The sequence below is a fragment of the Pinisolibacter sp. genome (assembly GCF_036782435.1).
In the GTDB taxonomy this organism is placed as follows: domain Bacteria; phylum Pseudomonadota; class Alphaproteobacteria; order Rhizobiales; family Ancalomicrobiaceae; genus CALBKH01.
In genome coordinates this window covers 79005-93672 of sequence record NZ_DAIPZB010000014.1, presented here as the reverse complement: position 1 = coordinate 93672, position 14668 = coordinate 79005, and the positions used below count along the sequence as shown (strand labels likewise).

Here is a 14668-nt window from a genome sequence, read left to right as displayed (position 1 = left end):
CACATTCGGACGCCGACGGGAATCGCCGGGCGCGAATTTCAAAACGGCCTCTAAGCAGTTCGTGGGATGCTAATCTTTCCGGGCCGTGGTGCAGTCCCGGCGAGATCCGCGAGGGTCTCTTCATTTCAGTGCACCTTTTACCGGTATTCTCTAGCCCGGGAAGTGGCTTCGCCACTTCCCGGGCTTCTTTTTCCGAGCACCGTCTCGGCTGCCTCTGGCGGGCGACGGCGGCGCAGGCTACCAACGCCGCCATGATCCTCGTTCCGCCCTCCGACCTGCCGATCGAAGCGGCCCTGCCCGATCTTCTCGCCGCACTCGAGGCACGCCCGAACGCGGTGCTCGTCGCCCCGCCCGGCGCGGGCAAGACGACGCGGGTGCCGCTCGCGCTTCTTTCGGCGCCGTGGCGCGGCGACGGGCGCATCGTCATGCTGGAGCCGCGACGGCTCGCCGCCCGCGCGTCTGCCGCGCGCATGGCGAAGACGCTTCGAGAAGAGGTCGGCGCCACCGTCGGTCACCGCGTCCGCATGGACAGCCGGGTGACGAAGGCGACGCGCATCGAGGTGGTCACCGAGGGCGTCTTCACCCGGATGATCCTCGACGACCCCGAACTGACCGGCGTCGCCGCGGTGATCTTCGACGAGTTCCACGAGAGGAACCTCGACGGCGACCTCGGTCTGGCGCTCGCCCTCGACGCCCAGGGGGCGCTGCGACCGGATCTGCGCATCCTCGTCATGTCGGCGACGCTCGACGGGGCGCGGGTGAAGGACCTGCTCGGCGAGGCGGCGCTGGTCACCTCGGAGGGCCGCGCCTTTCCGGTCGAGACCCGCCACGCGCCGCGCCGACCCGAGGTGCGGCTGGAGGCCGAGGTGACCACCGCCGTGTTGCGCGCCCTCGACACCGATCCCGGCTCGGTCCTGGTGTTCCTGCCGGGGCAGGCGGAGATCCGCCGCGTCGCCGAGGGGCTCGACGGGTGGGTCGGCGCGAGCGTCGACGTCGCGCCGCTCTACGGGGCGCTGACGCCGGCCGAGCAGGACCGCGCCATCCGCCCGGCCGAGGCGGGGCGGCGCAAGGTGGTGCTCACCACGTCGATCGCCGAGACCTCGCTGACCATCGAAGGGGTGCGCATCGTCGTCGACGCCGGTCTCGCCCGGGTGCCGCGCTACGAGCCCGATACCGGGCTGACGCGGCTCGAGACGGTACGAGTGTCGCGGGCCTCGGCCGATCAGCGCCGCGGTCGCGCCGGCCGTACCGAGCCGGGGGTGTGTTGGCGGCTGTGGGCCGAGCCGCAGACAGCGGCGCTGGCGGCCTTCGACCGGCCGGAGATCCTCGAGGCGGACCTCGCCTCGGTGGCGCTCGATCTCGCCGAATGGGGGGTGAGCGACCCCGCCACCCTCGCCTTCCTCGACCCGCCGCCGAAACCGGCGTGGGACGAGGCGGTGGCGCTCCTGAAGGACCTCGACGCGCTCGACCGCGAAGGCCGGTTGACCGAGGAGGGACGGGCGCTGCGCCGCCTGCCGCTCCATCCGCGCCTCGCCCACATGGTGCACCGGGCCGCGGTCGGTGGCGGCGGCAAGCTCGCGGCGGAGATCGCGGCGATCGTCTCGGAGCGCGGGCTCGGCGGGACGAGTGTCGACCTCGAGGAACGGGTGAGGCGTTTCCGCTCGGATCGGGGCACACGGGCGGAGGAAGCGCGGCGCATGGCGGCACGCTGGGCCTCGCTCACCGGACGCGCGACGGCGGACGACTTCGAGAACGGTCTCGCCGACTGCGGCCGCATCCTGGCGCTCGCCTATCCCGACCGGGTCGCCCAGGCGCGCGGCGCGCCGGGCGCCTTCCGCACCGCCGGTGGACGTGGTGGGAAGCTGGAACCGCACGAGGCGCTGGCCCGCGAGCCCTTCCTCGCCATCGCCGAGATGCAGGGGGCGGCGCGCGAGGCGCGCATCCTGCTCGCCGCGGCACTGACTGCCGCCGACATCGAGTCCGATTTCGCGGCCCACGTGGCCGAGACCGACGAGGTCGGCTTCGACGAGGCGGCGGGACGGGTGAAGGCGCGACGGATCCGCCGTTTCGGGCGGGTGGTGCTCGCCGAAAAGCCGATCGAGCGGCCGGACGCCGACCTCGTCGCCCGCGCCCTGATGGGGGCGGTGAGGGCCAAGGGCCTCGCCTCGCTGCCGTGGAGCAAGGCGGCGGAACGGCTGCGCCACCGCGTCGGCTGGGTCCGCCGCGCCGGCTTCGCCGGCCTTCCCGACCTCTCCGACGAAGCGCTTCTCGACGGGCTCCAAACGTGGCTGGCGCCGCAGGTCGTGGGGCGGACGTCGCCGGCCGACATCCGCGAGAGCGACGTCGCCGACGGTATCTTCGGTCTCCTCGACTGGGAGGCGAAGCGGATCCTCGATGCCGAGGCGCCGACCCATTTCACCGCGCCGACCGGCTCGAACGTTCCGATCGACTACGAGGCCGAGAACGGCCCGGCGATCGCCATCCGGGTGCAGGAGCTCTTCGGCCTCGACCGCCAGCCGGCGATCTGCGAGGGCCGGGTGCCGCTGACCGTCGAGCTGCTGTCGCCGGCGCATCGGCCGATCCAGGTGACGCGCGATCTGCCGGGATTCTGGCGCGGCACGTGGCGCGAGGTGAAGGTGGAGATGAAGGGGCGCTATCCGCGCCACGTCTGGCCCGACGATCCGGCGGCCGCCGCGCCGACGACACGAGCGAAGCCGCGCGGGACGTGAAACCGCGCTTCCGCGCTCACGCCCGCCAGCGCCGTCCGTCGAGTTCGACGGCGTAGAGGTCGGGCCGGCCGGCGAAGGCGGCGAGGCCGAGGAAGGCGGGGACGGGGTGGACGATCACCCGCGTCGACAGCCCGGCCATGGTGCCCTGGTGGGGATCCTTGTCCTCGAAGGCGGCGCGGAAGCGGCCGTCGGCGAGGAAGGGCAGGACGCGCGGCGGGATGCCGCCGGCGATGTGGACGCCGCCGTGCGGCAGGCAGACGAGCGCCATGTCGCCGGCCACCCGGCCGAGGACCTCGGCCCAGATCTCCATCACCTCGACCGCCGTCGGTTCGCCGGCGAGCGCCGCCGCTGTCACGCCGGCCGGATCGATCGCCACGACCGGGCTGCCGTCGAGCATGCGGATCGCCCGATGCAGGCGGACGAGGCCGGCGCCGTGGAGGACCTGTTCGGCGCTGACCCGCCCGAGGTCCTGTGCCAACAGGCCGAGGATCGCCGTCTCGCGGGCGCCGCGCGCCGGGAAGGTGACGTGACCGCCCTCCCCCGGAACCGGGATCCATGTGCCGCGCGAATGGACGAGCACGCCGACGCCGAGGCCGGTGCCGGGGCCGATCACCAGTTTGGTGGCGGCGGGATGTTCGTGGCCGCCGCCGATGCGGACCACGTCGGCCTCGCCGAGGCTCGGCAGCGACAGACCCTGGGCCTCGAAGTCGTTGACGACGATCACATCGGTGAAGCCGAGTTCGGCGACGAGGTGCTTCGGCTCGAACACCCACGGGCAGTTGGTGAAGGGGACGCGGTCGCCCTCGATCGGCGCGGCGATGGCGAAGATGGCGGTGCGCGGCGCGCGCTCCAGTCCGGCCAGCACCATGTCGCGGATGGCGGCGATCGGATCGGGAAAGGCGTCGGTCGGGGTCTGGCCGAGGTCGCGGTAGGGCGCGCCGGCCTCCTCGACCAGAGCGAAACGGGCGTTGGTGCCGCCGATGTCGGCGATCAGAACCGGGAAGTCGAAGGCGAAGGAGGCGGGCGAAGCGGGCATCTCAGACGACTCTCGAAACGATCCGGCCGGGCGTCGACGAGGCATAACGTGTTTGCTCGAGCTTGGCGATGCCGTGGCGGCAAGGGCTCGGAGAGGGCCGCGAGATTCTTTCCCGGCTCAGCCGAGAGCGGAAATTTTCTTCCGGTAGAGAGCTCCGCGTGATGCGAAAAACCAGATGCGCGCGGCGAGCCGACGTGCCAATCTCGCCTCCCGGAGCGTGCGACCGTCGTGGCGGCGGGAGGCTGCGCGCGAGAATTTTCGGTTTCCGACGAGAGGGTTCTTCGATGCGCAAGACGACATTCGGGCTCGCGGCGCTGGCCGCGGTGATCGCGGCGCCGGTCATGGCCGCCGACATCCAGCCGGCGATCCTCTACGACCTCGGCGGCAAGTTCGACAAGTCGTTCAACGAGGCGGCCTATGCCGGCGCCGAGAAGTTCAAGAAGGACGCCGGCATCGACTATCGCGACTTCGAGATCCAGAACGACGCCCAGCGCGAGCAGGCGCTGCGCAACTTCGCCCGCCGCGGCAATTCGCCGATCGTCGCCATCGGCTTCACCCAGGCCTCGTCGGTGGAGAAGGTCGCCAAGGAGTTCCCGAACCTCAAGTTCGCCATCGTCGACATGGTCGTCGACCTGCCGAACGTCCGCTCGATCGTCTTCAAGGAGCAGGAAGGCTCCTACCTCGTCGGCGTGCTGGCGGCGATGGCGTCGAAGAGCCACAAGGTCGGCTTCGTCGGCGGCATGGACATCCCGCTGATCCGCAAGTTCGCCTGTGGCTACGTCGGCGGCGTCAAGGCGGTCGATGCCAAGGCGGAGGTCTTCCAGAACATGACCGGCACCACCGGTGCGGCGTGGAACGACCCGGTCAAGGGCGGTGAACTCACCAAGTCGCAGATCGATCGCGGCGCCGACGTGATCTACCACGCCGCCGGCGGCACCGGCCTCGGCGTGCTGCAGGCGGCCGCGGACGCCGGCAAGCTCGGCATCGGCGTCGATTCGAACCAGAACCACCTGCATCCGGGCAAGGTCCTGACTTCGATGACCAAGCGCGTCGACGTCGCCATCTACGACGTCTTCAAGGACGCCAAGGACGACAAGTGGACCGCGGGCGTGAAGGTGCTCGGCCTCAAGGAGGGCGGCGTCGGCTGGGCGCTCGACGACCACAACAAGGGGCTGATCAGCGCCGACATGAAGGCTGCGGTCGACAAGGCCGAGAAGGCGATCATCGGCGGCTCGGTGGTCGTCCACGACTACATGGCCGACAAGACCTGCCCCTATTGATCGGGTGATCGCATCGATCGCCGCGGTTCGGCTCGCCGCCCGACCGCGGTCTCCGTTCGGGGAGGACGAGGACCGCCCTCCCCCGCGCTCCGGGCACCACGGGTGCTGCGAACCGATGGCCGCCGTCCCATGCAGGGTTCCGTCCGACCGCAGTCCGTCCCGACTTCGATCCCGCCCGCGGCCGAGCGTCCGCCGGCGATCGAGTTCGTCGGCATCGACAAGCGCTTCGGCGCCAATCACGCCAATCGGAACATCCATCTGACCATCCGGGCCGGTTCGATCCACGGGCTGGTCGGTGAGAACGGGGCCGGCAAATCGACGCTGATGTCGATCCTCTACGGCTTCTATCAGGCCGACCGCGGCGAGATCCGGGTGAACGGGCGCAGGACCGCGATCCGCTCCTCGGCGCAGGCGATCGCCGCCGGGATCGGTATGGTCCATCAGCAGTTCATGCTGGTCGACACGATGACGGTGCTCGAGAACGTGCTGCTCGGCGCCGAGGGCTCGGCGACGCTCGGCCCGGCGGAGAAGCGCGCCCGCGCGGTGTTGGCGCGGCTGGCGAGCGACTACGAACTCGAGGTCGATCCGGACGCCACCGTCGCCGATCTCTCGGTGGGCGAGCAGCAGCGGGTGGAGATCCTCAAGACGCTCTACCGCGGCGCCGAGATCCTGATCCTCGACGAGCCGACGGCGGTGCTGACACCGGCCGAGGTGGAGCACCTCTTCCGCATCCTCCGCCGCCTGCAGGGCGAGGGGAAGACCGTCGTCGTCATCACCCACAAGCTCAAGGAGATCATGGCGGTGACCGACGAGGTGTCGGTCATGCGCAAGGGCGAGATCGTCGCCACCTGGCCGACCGCCGACACTTCGGTCGAGTCGCTGGCGCAAGCGATGGTCGGCCGGCGGGTGTTGCTCGAGGTGGAGAAGGGACCGTCGGTGCCCGGCGCGGTCGAGCTGGCGGTCGAGCATCTCACGCTTCGCGACAAACGCGGCGTGATCCAGGTCGACGACGTCTCGCTCGAGGTTCGCGCCGGCGAGATCGTCGGCATCGCCGGGGTGGCCGGCAACGGCCAATCGGAACTGCTCGAGGCGATCGCCGGGATCCGCCACGCCGCCTCCGGCGCCATCCGTCTCGGCGAGATCGAGATCACCCGGCTCGATCCGAGCGAGATCCGCGATCTCGGTCTGGCGCACATCCCCGAGGACCGGCACCGCATGGGGCTGGTGCTGTCCTTCTCCGCGGAAGAGAACCTGATGCTCGGCTATCAGGACGATCCGCGCTGGGCCAAGGGGCTGCTCCTCGACACGAGCGCGCTGCGCACCACGGCGGAAGCCGAGTTCGTCGAATTCGACGTCCGCCCGCCGGAACCGGCGCAGCGGACCGCTCTGTTCTCCGGCGGCAATCAGCAGAAGATCATCCTCGCCCGCGAGATCGACCGCGAACCGAAGGTGTTGATCGTCGGCCAGCCGACCCGCGGCGTCGACATCGGCGCCATCGAGGCGATCCACCGCCGGCTGATCGAGATGCGCGATGCCGGACGAGCGATCCTCTTGGTCTCGGCCGAACTCGACGAGATCCGCTCGCTCTCCGACCGTATCCTGTGCATGTGCCAGGGGCGGATCACCGGCGAGTGCCGGCCGGAGACCTCCGAGGCCGAGATCGGCATGATGATGGCCGGCCTCTCGGGAACGGCGGCGAAGGGAGCGACAGCATGAGCGCGCCGCATCGCGACCTTCCGCCCCTCGTCGACTACGTGGTGGTGCCGTTCCTCAACCTCGCGGTCGCTTTCCTGGTCGCCGGTCTCGTCGTGCTCGCCATCGGCGAGAACCCGCTCCAGGCCGTGGCGATCATGCTGCACGGGGCGCTCGGCTATCCGGAGGGGGTCGGCTTCACCCTCTACTACACCACCGGATTCGTCTTCACCGGACTGTCGGTGGCGGTCGCCTTCCATGCCGGACTGTTCAACATCGGCTCGGAGGGGCAGGCGACGCTCGGCGGGCTCGGCGTGGCGCTGCTCTGCCTGACCTTCGACGGGGCGCCGTGGTGGCTGGTGCTGCCCTTCGCGCTCGCCGCCTCGGCGCTGTTCGGTGCGGCCTGGGCCTTCGTTCCGGCGTGGCTGCAAGCGCGGCGCGGCAGCCACATCGTCATCACCACGATCATGTTCAACTACCTCGCCGCCACCCTGATGGTGTGGCTGCTGGTCGAGGTGCTGGGTCAGCCGGGATCGATGAGCCCGGAGACCAAGACCTTCGAGGAGGCGACGCGGCTGCCGTTCCTGCGCGATTTCCTCACGCCCCTCGGCATCGATCTCGGCCAGTCGCCGGTCAACCCGATGGTGTTCGTCGCACTGCTTTCCGCCGTCTTCGTCTGGCTGCTGATCTGGCGCACCCGCTTCGGGTTCGAGCTTCGCACCGTCGGACAGAACCCGACCGCCGCCGTCTATGCCGGCATCGATCCCGGCAACATCGTCATCGCCGCGATGCTGATCTCCGGCGGGCTCTCGGGCCTGATGGCGGTCAACGAGGTGATGGGGGTGCAGCACCGGCTGCTGCTCGAATTCGTCGCCGGCGCCGGCTTCGTCGGCATCGCGGTGGCGCTGATGGGCCGGTCGCACCCCTTCGGCGTGGTGCTCTCGGCGCTCCTCTTCGGCATCCTCTACCAGGGCGGCGCCGAACTCGCCTTCGAGAAGCCGTCGATCAGCCGCGACATGATCGTCGTCATCCAGGCGCTGGTGATCCTCTTCGCCGGGGCGCTCGAACACATGTTCAGACCGGCATTGGGGCGCCTCTTCGCCCGCGCCGAGACCGCGGGAGGGCGGGCATGAGCGACCTCGCCTCGATCGTCGATCTCCTCGCCCCGGTCGCCGGCTCCGGTATCCGCCTGTCGGTGCCGCTGCTCTTCGCCTGCCTCGCCGGACTGTGGTCGGAACGCTCCGGCGTCGTCGACATCGGCCTCGAGGGCAAGATGCTCGCCGCCGCCTTCGCCTCCGGCGCCGGCGCCGCGGCCTTCCATTCGCCCTGGGCGGGGCTTCTCGCCGGGATCGTCGTCTCGGTGGCGCTGGCCCTCGTCCACGGCTTCGCCGCCATCACCCAGCGCGGCAACCAGATCGTCTCCGGCGTCGCCATCAACTTCCTGGCGGCGGGGCTGACGGTGCTGCTCGGGCAGGTGTGGTACGGCCAGGGCGGACGCACGCCGCAGCTCGCCAACCCGGAACGCTTCCTCGGCCTCGATCTCGGCACGCTCGGGCTCGATCCGAATTCGGCGCTCGGCCGTATCTGGGGCGATGCGATCTCCGGGCACAACGTGCTGACGTGGTGCGCCTTCCTCGCCGTGCCGATCACCTGGTGGGTGCTGTGGCGCACCCGGTTCGGGCTCAGGCTGCGCGCCGTCGGCGACAATCCGCATGCGGTCGACACCGCGGGCGTCTCGGTCGCCGCCCTGCGCTATCGGGCGGTGATCGTCTGCGGCGTCCTGACCGGCTTCGCCGGCACCTATCTCGCCGTCGCCCAGTCGGCCGGCTTCGTGCGCGACATGACCGCCGGCAAGGGCTTCATCGCGCTCGCCGCCCTGGTCTTCGCCAAGTGGAAGCCGCTCAACGCGCTCGGCGCCTGCCTGCTCTTCGGCATGCTCGACGCCGTCGCCATCCGCCTGCAGGGAACGCCGCTGCCGGGCGTCGGCACCGTACCGGTACAGGTGTTCCAGGCGCTGCCCTATGCGCTGACGGTGGTGCTGCTCGCCGGCTTCATCGGCCGTTCGATCCCGCCGAAGGCCTCGGGCATCCCCTACACCAAGGATCGCTGAGGAGGGGCCCATGTCCACCAACCTGCCGCTCGACCGCCTGTTCGAAGCCGCCGCCGACGTGCGGGTGAGAGCCCACGCACCCTATTCCGGCTTCTTCGTCGGCGCCGCGGTCCTCGACCGCGAGGGCCGCATCCACGTCGGCTGCAACGTCGAGAACGCGGCATTGCCCGAAGGCCTGTGCGCCGAGGCGGGCGCCATCGCCGCGATGGTCGCCGCCGGTGGGCGCGAGATCCTGGCGGTCGCCATCGTCGGTGGGCCGGCGGAGGGCGAGCCCGTCCTCTGTCCGCCCTGCGGCGGCTGCCGGCAGAAGATCCGCGAATTCGCCGTCGACGCGACGACGGTGCATCTGCGCGACGACGGCGGCGCGGTGACGAGCCTGACGGCGGCGGAGCTGCTGCCGCTGTCCTTCGGCCCCGGCCATCTCTGAGAGGCGAGAGGATCCGACGATGGACGCCTTCCAACTCGCCGGTCTCGTCCGCGACTGGGCGCCGGGATGCCGACCGAAGACGGCGATCGTCCTCGGCTCCGGGCTCGGCTCGCTCGCCGACGAGGTCGAGGGGGCGGCGCGGCTCTCCTATCTCGATCTGCCCGGCTTCCCGCGCTCCGGCGTCTCCGGCCACGCCGGCGAACTGGTGATCGGCGGCTTCGCCGGTCACGAGGTGGCGGTGCTCTCGGGGCGGGCGCACTACTACGAGCACGGCAATCCGCGCGAGATGGCGGTGCCGATCGCCACACTGGCGGCGCTCGGGGTCGAGCGGATCCTCCTGACCAACGCGGCCGGGAGCCTGCGGCCCGAGGTCGGACCGGGGCGGCCGATGCTGATCACCGATCACATTGCCTGGTCCGGGACCAATCCGCTGATCGGCGTTCAGGACGACAGCCGCTTCGTGTCGATGGTCGACGCCTACGCCCCCGCCCTCCTCGCCATCGCCCGCGGCGCGGCGGGCTCGGCCGGCGTCGATCTCGCGGAGGGCGTCTACATGTGGTTCTCCGGACCGTCCTTCGAGACGCCGGCGGAGATCCGCATGGCGCGGGCGCTCGGCGCCGACGCCGTCGGCATGTCGACGGTGCCGGAGGTGATCCTCGCCCGCCACGCCGGGCTCGCCGTCGCCGCGATTTCGATGATCACCAACCTCGGCGCCGGCATGACCGGCGCGGCGCTGAGCCACGACGAGACCAAACGGGAGGCCGCCAAGGGGGCCGAGCGCTTCCGCGCGCTCGTCGCCGCCTTCATCGCCGCCCTGCCGCCCGACCGGAGCGAGACCTCATGACGACGTTCGATGCGAAGGCGGTCGCCGCCCGCGCCCTGCCGCTGATCGACCTCACCGACCTCGGCGACGCCGCCACCGAAGACGGCGCCCGCGACCTCTGCGCCCGCGCGGTGACGCCGCACGGATCGGTCGCGGCGGTGTGCCTGTGGCCGCGCTTCGTCGCCGTGGCCAAGGAGGCACTCGCCGGCACGGGTGTGAAGATCGCCACGGTGGTGAACTTCCCCGCCGGCGGCGAGGACACGGGCGCGGCGGAGACGGAGACGGCGCAGGCGATCGCCGACGGGGCCGACGAGATCGATCTGGTCATGCCCTATCGCACCTTCCTCGTCGGGCGCCCGGGTTTCGCGGAGAGCCAGATCGTCCGGGTGAAGCGGATCTGCGAGGGCCGCGCGGCGCTCAAGGTGATCCTCGAGACCGGCGAGATCGGCGACCCCGAAAAGATCCGCGCCGCCGCCGATCTGGCGCTCGCGGCCGGCGCCGACTTCGTCAAGACCTCGACCGGCAAGGTCGCGGTCAATGCGACGCCGCGAGCCGCCGAGATCCTCATCGAGGCGATCCATGCCTCGGGACGTCCGGCCGGGTTCAAAGCGGCCGGCGGCATCCGCACGGTGGCCGAGGCCGCCGTCTATCTCGATCTCGCCGACCGCATCATGGGGCCGGGCTGGATTTCGCCCGGAACCTTCCGCTTCGGCGCGTCCGGCCTCCTCGGCGACGTGCTCGCCGCGCTCGGCGGCGGCTCCGCCGCCACGTCGACCGGCTACTGAGGGCTTTCCCATGCTGCCGCAGGAGATCATCCGCAAGAAGCGCGACGGAGGGCGTGTCTCGGACGAGGAGATCGCCTTCCTGGTGAAGGGGCTCACCGACGGGTCGGTGACCGAGGGCCAGATCGCGGCCTTCGCCATGGCGGTGTTCTTCCGCCGCATGGAGCTTTCGGAGCGGGTGGCGCTGACCCGGGCGATGCGCGATTCGGGAACGGTGCTGGCCTGGGACCTCCCGGGCCCGGCGCTCGACAAGCACTCCTCCGGCGGTGTCGGCGACGACATCTCACTGATGCTGGCGCCGATGGTAGCGGCCTGCGGTGGCTACGTGCCGATGATCTCGGGACGCGGCCTCGGCCACACCGGCGGGACGCTCGACAAGTTCGACGCCATCCCCGGCTACCGCACCCAGCCGGACGTCGATCTCTTCCGCCGGGTGGTCCGCGAGGTCGGCTGCGCCGTCATCGGCCAGACGCCGGACCTCGCCCCGGCCGACAAGCGCTTCTACGCCATCCGCGACGTCACCGGCACGGTCGAGAGCCTCGACCTGATCACCGCCTCGATTCTGTCGAAGAAGCTCGCCGCCGGGCTCGACGGGCTCGTCCTCGACGTCAAATGGGGCACCGGCGCCTTCATGGGCACGCTCGCCGAGGCCAAGGCGCTGGCGGAGAGCCTCGCCTCGGTGGCGAACGGGGCGGGGTTACCGACCCGGGCACTCGTCACCGACATGAACGAGCCGCTGGCGCCGGCCGCCGGCAACGCGGTCGAGGTCGCCCATGCGGTCGATTTCCTGACGCGCCGGCGGCGCGATCCGCGGGTCGAGGCGATCACCGTGGAGCTCGGCGCCGAGATGCTGATCCTCGGCGGGCTCGCCGCCTCGCTCGACGAGGCGCGGGCGCGGCTCGTCGCCGGCCTCGACGATGGGCGGGCGGCGGAGGTCTTCGGCCGCATGGTCGCGGCGCTCGGCGGACCGGTGGACTTCGTCGAGAAGGCCCCCACATATCTGGTGAAGGCGCCGATCGTCCGGCCGATCTTCGCCGAGGCCGGCGGCGTCGTGACGGCGATCGACACCCGTTCGATCGGTCTGGCGGTGGTCGAACTCGGCGGCGGGCGGGTACGGGCGAGCGACGCCATCGATCACGCGGTCGGCTTCACCGATCTCGCCGGGCTCGGCGCGAAGGTCGACGGCGACGCGCCACTCGCCGTCGTCCATGCCGCCGACGAAGCGGCGGCGGAGCGGGCGGTGGCACGCGTCCGTGCCGCCTATCGGACGGGCGCGACCGTGCCCGAGGTCCATCCGCTCGTCGCGGCCCGTATCGTCGCCTGAGGCGACCGCGAAAGGACATCCATGGCGCGCGCCATCCTGCTCGTCCTCGATTCCTTCGGCATCGGCGCCTCCGCCGACGCCGATCGCTTCGGCGATGTCGGATCGGACACCTTCGGCCACATCGCCGAGGCCTGCGCCGCCGGGCGGGGCGACCGGGCGGGGCTGCGCACCGGGCCGCTCCTGCTGCCGCACCTCGCGCGTCTCGGGCTCCTGGCGGCGCATCGGGCCTCGACGGGGAAATCCCTGCCGATGGTCGCGCCGCCGACCATCACCGGGGCGCACGGTTTCGCGGTGGAGACCTCGCGCGGCAAGGACACACCGTCGGGTCACTGGGAGCTGATGGGGGTGCCGGTCACCTTCGACTGGGGTTACTTCCCGAATACCCACCCGTGTTTCCCGCCCGATCTCGTCGCGGATCTGGTGCGCGAGGCGAAGCTTCCCGGCATCCTCGGCGACGAACACGCCTCGGGCACCGAGATCATCGCCCGTCTCGGCATCGAGCACATGCGGACGGGAAAGCCGATCTGTTACACCTCGGCCGATTCGGTCTTCCAGATCGCGGCGCACGAGGAGACGTTCGGGCTCGACCGGCTGCTCGCGACCTGCGAGATCGCCCGCCGCCTCGTCGATCCGCTCGGCATCGGCCGGGTGATCGCCCGCCCCTTCGTCGGCTCGTCGCCGGCCGACTTCAAGCGCACCGCCAACCGGCGCGACTACGCCGTGCCGCCGCCGGCGCCGACGCTGCTCGACCGGGCGAAGGCCGCGGGCCGCGAGGTGGTGGCGATCGGCAAGATCTCCGACATCTTCGCCGGCATGGGCGTGACGCGGAAGGTCAAGGCGGCCGGCAACATGGCGCTCGTCGACGCCACCCTCGCCGCGCTCGACAGCGCACCCGACGGGGCCCTGATCCTCACCAATCTCGTCGATTTCGACATGGAATACGGCCACCGCCGCGACGTCGCCGGCTATGCCGCGGCGCTCGAGGCCTTCGACGCGCGGCTTCCTGAAATCGAGGCCCGGCTCCGGCCCGGGGACCTCGTCGCCGCCACCGCCGACCACGGCTGCGATCCGGCCTGGCGCGGCACCGATCACACCCGTGAACACGTGCCGGTGCTGGCCTTCGGGCCGGGCATCGTGGCGCGCGATCTCGGCCGGCTCGGCTTCGCCGATGTCGGCGCGAGTTTCGCCGGCCATCTCGGACTCGAGCCGGGGCCGCACGGGAGGAACGTGCTCGCGGACGCCGACGGCCGCGCCTGAAGCTTCCCCGGAAACGACGAAGGCCGCCCGTGGGCGGCCTCCATGAATCTCGCTCGACCGAGCGTCACACCGTCTTGTCGACGCTGGCGCCCGGTTCGGCGGGGGCCTCGGCGGCGACCTTGGGGCCGCCCTTGGAGACGCCGACCAGGGCGGGGCGCAGGACACGGCCGCCGATGGCGAAGCCGTCCTGGAGCACCTGCAACACGGTGCCGGCGGGCACCTCCGGGTTGGGGATCTCGAACATCGCCTGATGGAGATTGGGGTCGAAGCGCTCGCCCTGCGGCGAGAGCTTGCGCACGCCGTGCTTCTCCATGGTCTTGAGGAGTTCGCGGCCGGTCAGATCGACACCCTCGATGAGGGCCGAGGCGCCGGCGACGCCGCTCTCGCGCAGCTCGGCCGGCACCGCGGCCAGCGCCCGATCGAAGTTGTCGGCCACCGAAAGGAGATCGCGGGCGAAGCCGGAGACGGCGTAGTCGCGGGCGTCCTTCACTTCCTTCTCGGTGCGGCGGCGCAGATTCTCCATCTCGGCCAGGGTGCGCAGCAGGCGATCCTTGAGATCGGCGGCTTCGGCCCGGAGCGTCTCGATCGGATCGGGCGCGTCCGCCGCGGGTTCGACTACGGCCTCGGTCTCGGGGGTGATCGCGGTCTCGTCGGTCATGGACGTCCTCGGCAAACGACTTCTCTGCGGCTCATCGGCGGCGAGGCGAACCACCCGTGGGTCGGCCTCGAACCGTCGCACCGCGGATTTGAGGGTTCGGCGCGCGCATTTCAAGTGCGAATCGCGGCTACCCCCCCGCGAACGGCACGACGCCCGGCATCGGGCGAAGCCGGGCGTCGCGAAGGGGACAGGCGAAGCCTCGCCGATCAGGCGATGGCGCCGTTGATCCAGTCGACCAGGCGGCCCTTGGGGGCAGCGCCGACCTGCATCGCCGCCGGCTTGCCGCCGGAGAAGACGATCAGGGTGGGGATCGAGCGCACGCCGAAACGCATGGCGGCGCGGGGATTCTCGTCGATGTTGAGCTTCACCACCTTCACCCGGCCGGCCATCTCGTTGGAGATCTCCTCGAGCGCCGGGGCGATCATGCGGCAGGGGCCGCACCATTCGGCCCAGAAGTCGACGACGACCGGCTCGGCGGACCCGAGAACGTCGGCATCGAAGGTGGCATCGGTGACTTTCTGCGTCGCCATCTCAAATAAACCTCATCGGT

At 71.0% G+C, this 14668-nt stretch carries 13 protein-coding genes; 10 read left to right on the top strand and 3 right to left on the bottom strand.

Annotated elements, in window-relative coordinates; translation table 11 throughout:
- Positions 1–251: 251 nt before the first annotated feature.
- Entirely contained in the window at positions 252–2729 is a 2478-nt protein-coding gene (gene hrpB, locus V7Q42_RS08370; protein ID WP_333823519.1) for an ATP-dependent helicase HrpB, read from the top strand.
- 16 nt (positions 2730–2745) lie between these two features.
- On the opposite strand, the gene V7Q42_RS08365 is transcribed toward hrpB, so the two are convergent.
- Positions 2746–3765, bottom strand: coding sequence for a glucokinase (locus V7Q42_RS08365; RefSeq protein WP_333823517.1), 1020 nt, complete (start codon positions 3763–3765; stop codon positions 2746–2748).
- Between the two features lie 284 nt (positions 3766–4049).
- Here V7Q42_RS08365 and V7Q42_RS08360 point away from each other — a divergent pair, with 284 nt between their 5' ends.
- From V7Q42_RS08360 to V7Q42_RS08320, 9 genes are all read left to right on the top strand, one after another.
- Entirely contained in the window at positions 4050–5045 is a 996-nt protein-coding gene (locus V7Q42_RS08360; RefSeq protein ID WP_333823516.1) for a BMP family lipoprotein, read from the top strand.
- Between the two features lie 129 nt (positions 5046–5174).
- Positions 5175–6761, top strand: coding sequence for an ABC transporter ATP-binding protein (locus V7Q42_RS08355; RefSeq protein ID WP_333823515.1), 1587 nt, complete (start codon positions 5175–5177; stop codon positions 6759–6761).
- Positions 6758–7870 carry an ABC transporter permease gene (locus tag V7Q42_RS08350; RefSeq protein WP_333823514.1) on the top strand — a complete coding sequence of 371 codons (1113 nt, stop codon included), beginning with the start codon at positions 6758–6760 and terminating at the stop codon, positions 7868–7870. Before V7Q42_RS08355 ends, V7Q42_RS08350 begins: the two co-directional genes overlap by 4 nt.
- A complete protein-coding gene (locus V7Q42_RS08345) occupies positions 7867–8847 on the top strand; it encodes an ABC transporter permease (protein ID WP_333823512.1) in 981 nt (326 codons plus the stop codon). Before V7Q42_RS08350 ends, V7Q42_RS08345 begins: the two co-directional genes overlap by 4 nt.
- 10 nt (positions 8848–8857) lie before the next feature.
- Complete coding sequence (locus V7Q42_RS08340; protein WP_333823511.1) at positions 8858–9274, top strand: cytidine deaminase; 417 nt, start codon at positions 8858–8860, stop codon at positions 9272–9274.
- 19 nt (positions 9275–9293) lie between these two features.
- Positions 9294–10118: a purine-nucleoside phosphorylase gene (locus V7Q42_RS08335; RefSeq protein ID WP_333823509.1), complete on the top strand. Its 825-nt coding sequence runs from the start codon at positions 9294–9296 to the stop codon at positions 10116–10118.
- Positions 10115–10882, top strand: a complete 768-nt coding sequence (deoC, locus tag V7Q42_RS08330) for a deoxyribose-phosphate aldolase (protein WP_333823507.1) — start codon at positions 10115–10117, stop codon at positions 10880–10882. The genes V7Q42_RS08335 and deoC overlap by 4 nt, the downstream gene beginning before the upstream one ends.
- Before the next feature lie 10 nt (positions 10883–10892).
- Entirely contained in the window at positions 10893–12203 is a 1311-nt protein-coding gene (deoA, locus tag V7Q42_RS08325; RefSeq protein ID WP_333823506.1) for a thymidine phosphorylase, read from the top strand.
- Between the two features lie 21 nt (positions 12204–12224).
- Positions 12225–13460: a phosphopentomutase gene (locus V7Q42_RS08320; protein WP_333823505.1), complete on the top strand. Its 1236-nt coding sequence runs from the start codon at positions 12225–12227 to the stop codon at positions 13458–13460.
- Positions 13461–13524: 64 nt separating this feature from the next.
- On the opposite strand, the gene grpE is transcribed toward V7Q42_RS08320, so the two are convergent.
- Entirely contained in the window at positions 13525–14118 is a 594-nt protein-coding gene (gene grpE / locus V7Q42_RS08315) for a nucleotide exchange factor GrpE (RefSeq protein WP_333823503.1), read from the bottom strand.
- A 206-nt stretch (positions 14119–14324) separates the two neighbouring features.
- Positions 14325–14648 (bottom strand): thioredoxin, encoded by a 324-nt coding sequence (trxA, locus tag V7Q42_RS08310; protein ID WP_333823501.1) that lies wholly within the window; start codon positions 14646–14648, stop codon positions 14325–14327.
- Positions 14649–14668 lie beyond the last annotated feature (20 nt).

Bases quoted from the DNA above. Each gene is read 5' to 3' on its own strand.
- hrpB (WP_333823519.1), top strand. From the start codon at position 252: ATGATCCTCGTTCCGCCCTCCGACCTGCCGATCGAAGCGGCCCTGCCC.
- V7Q42_RS08365 (WP_333823517.1), bottom strand. From the start codon at position 3,765: ATGCCCGCTTCGCCCGCCTCCTTCGCCTTCGACTTCCCGGTTCTGATC.
- V7Q42_RS08360 (WP_333823516.1), top strand. From the start codon at position 4,050: ATGCGCAAGACGACATTCGGGCTCGCGGCGCTGGCCGCGGTGATCGCG.
- V7Q42_RS08355 (WP_333823515.1), top strand. From the start codon at position 5,175: ATGCAGGGTTCCGTCCGACCGCAGTCCGTCCCGACTTCGATCCCGCCC.
- V7Q42_RS08350 (WP_333823514.1), top strand. From the start codon at position 6,758: ATGAGCGCGCCGCATCGCGACCTTCCGCCCCTCGTCGACTACGTGGTG.
- V7Q42_RS08345 (WP_333823512.1), top strand. From the start codon at position 7,867: ATGAGCGACCTCGCCTCGATCGTCGATCTCCTCGCCCCGGTCGCCGGC.
- V7Q42_RS08340 (WP_333823511.1), top strand. From the start codon at position 8,858: ATGTCCACCAACCTGCCGCTCGACCGCCTGTTCGAAGCCGCCGCCGAC.
- V7Q42_RS08335 (WP_333823509.1), top strand. From the start codon at position 9,294: ATGGACGCCTTCCAACTCGCCGGTCTCGTCCGCGACTGGGCGCCGGGA.
- deoC (WP_333823507.1), top strand. From the start codon at position 10,115: ATGACGACGTTCGATGCGAAGGCGGTCGCCGCCCGCGCCCTGCCGCTG.
- deoA (WP_333823506.1), top strand. From the start codon at position 10,893: ATGCTGCCGCAGGAGATCATCCGCAAGAAGCGCGACGGAGGGCGTGTC.
- V7Q42_RS08320 (WP_333823505.1), top strand. From the start codon at position 12,225: ATGGCGCGCGCCATCCTGCTCGTCCTCGATTCCTTCGGCATCGGCGCC.
- grpE (WP_333823503.1), bottom strand. From the start codon at position 14,118: ATGACCGACGAGACCGCGATCACCCCCGAGACCGAGGCCGTAGTCGAA.
- trxA (WP_333823501.1), bottom strand. From the start codon at position 14,648: ATGGCGACGCAGAAAGTCACCGATGCCACCTTCGATGCCGACGTTCTC.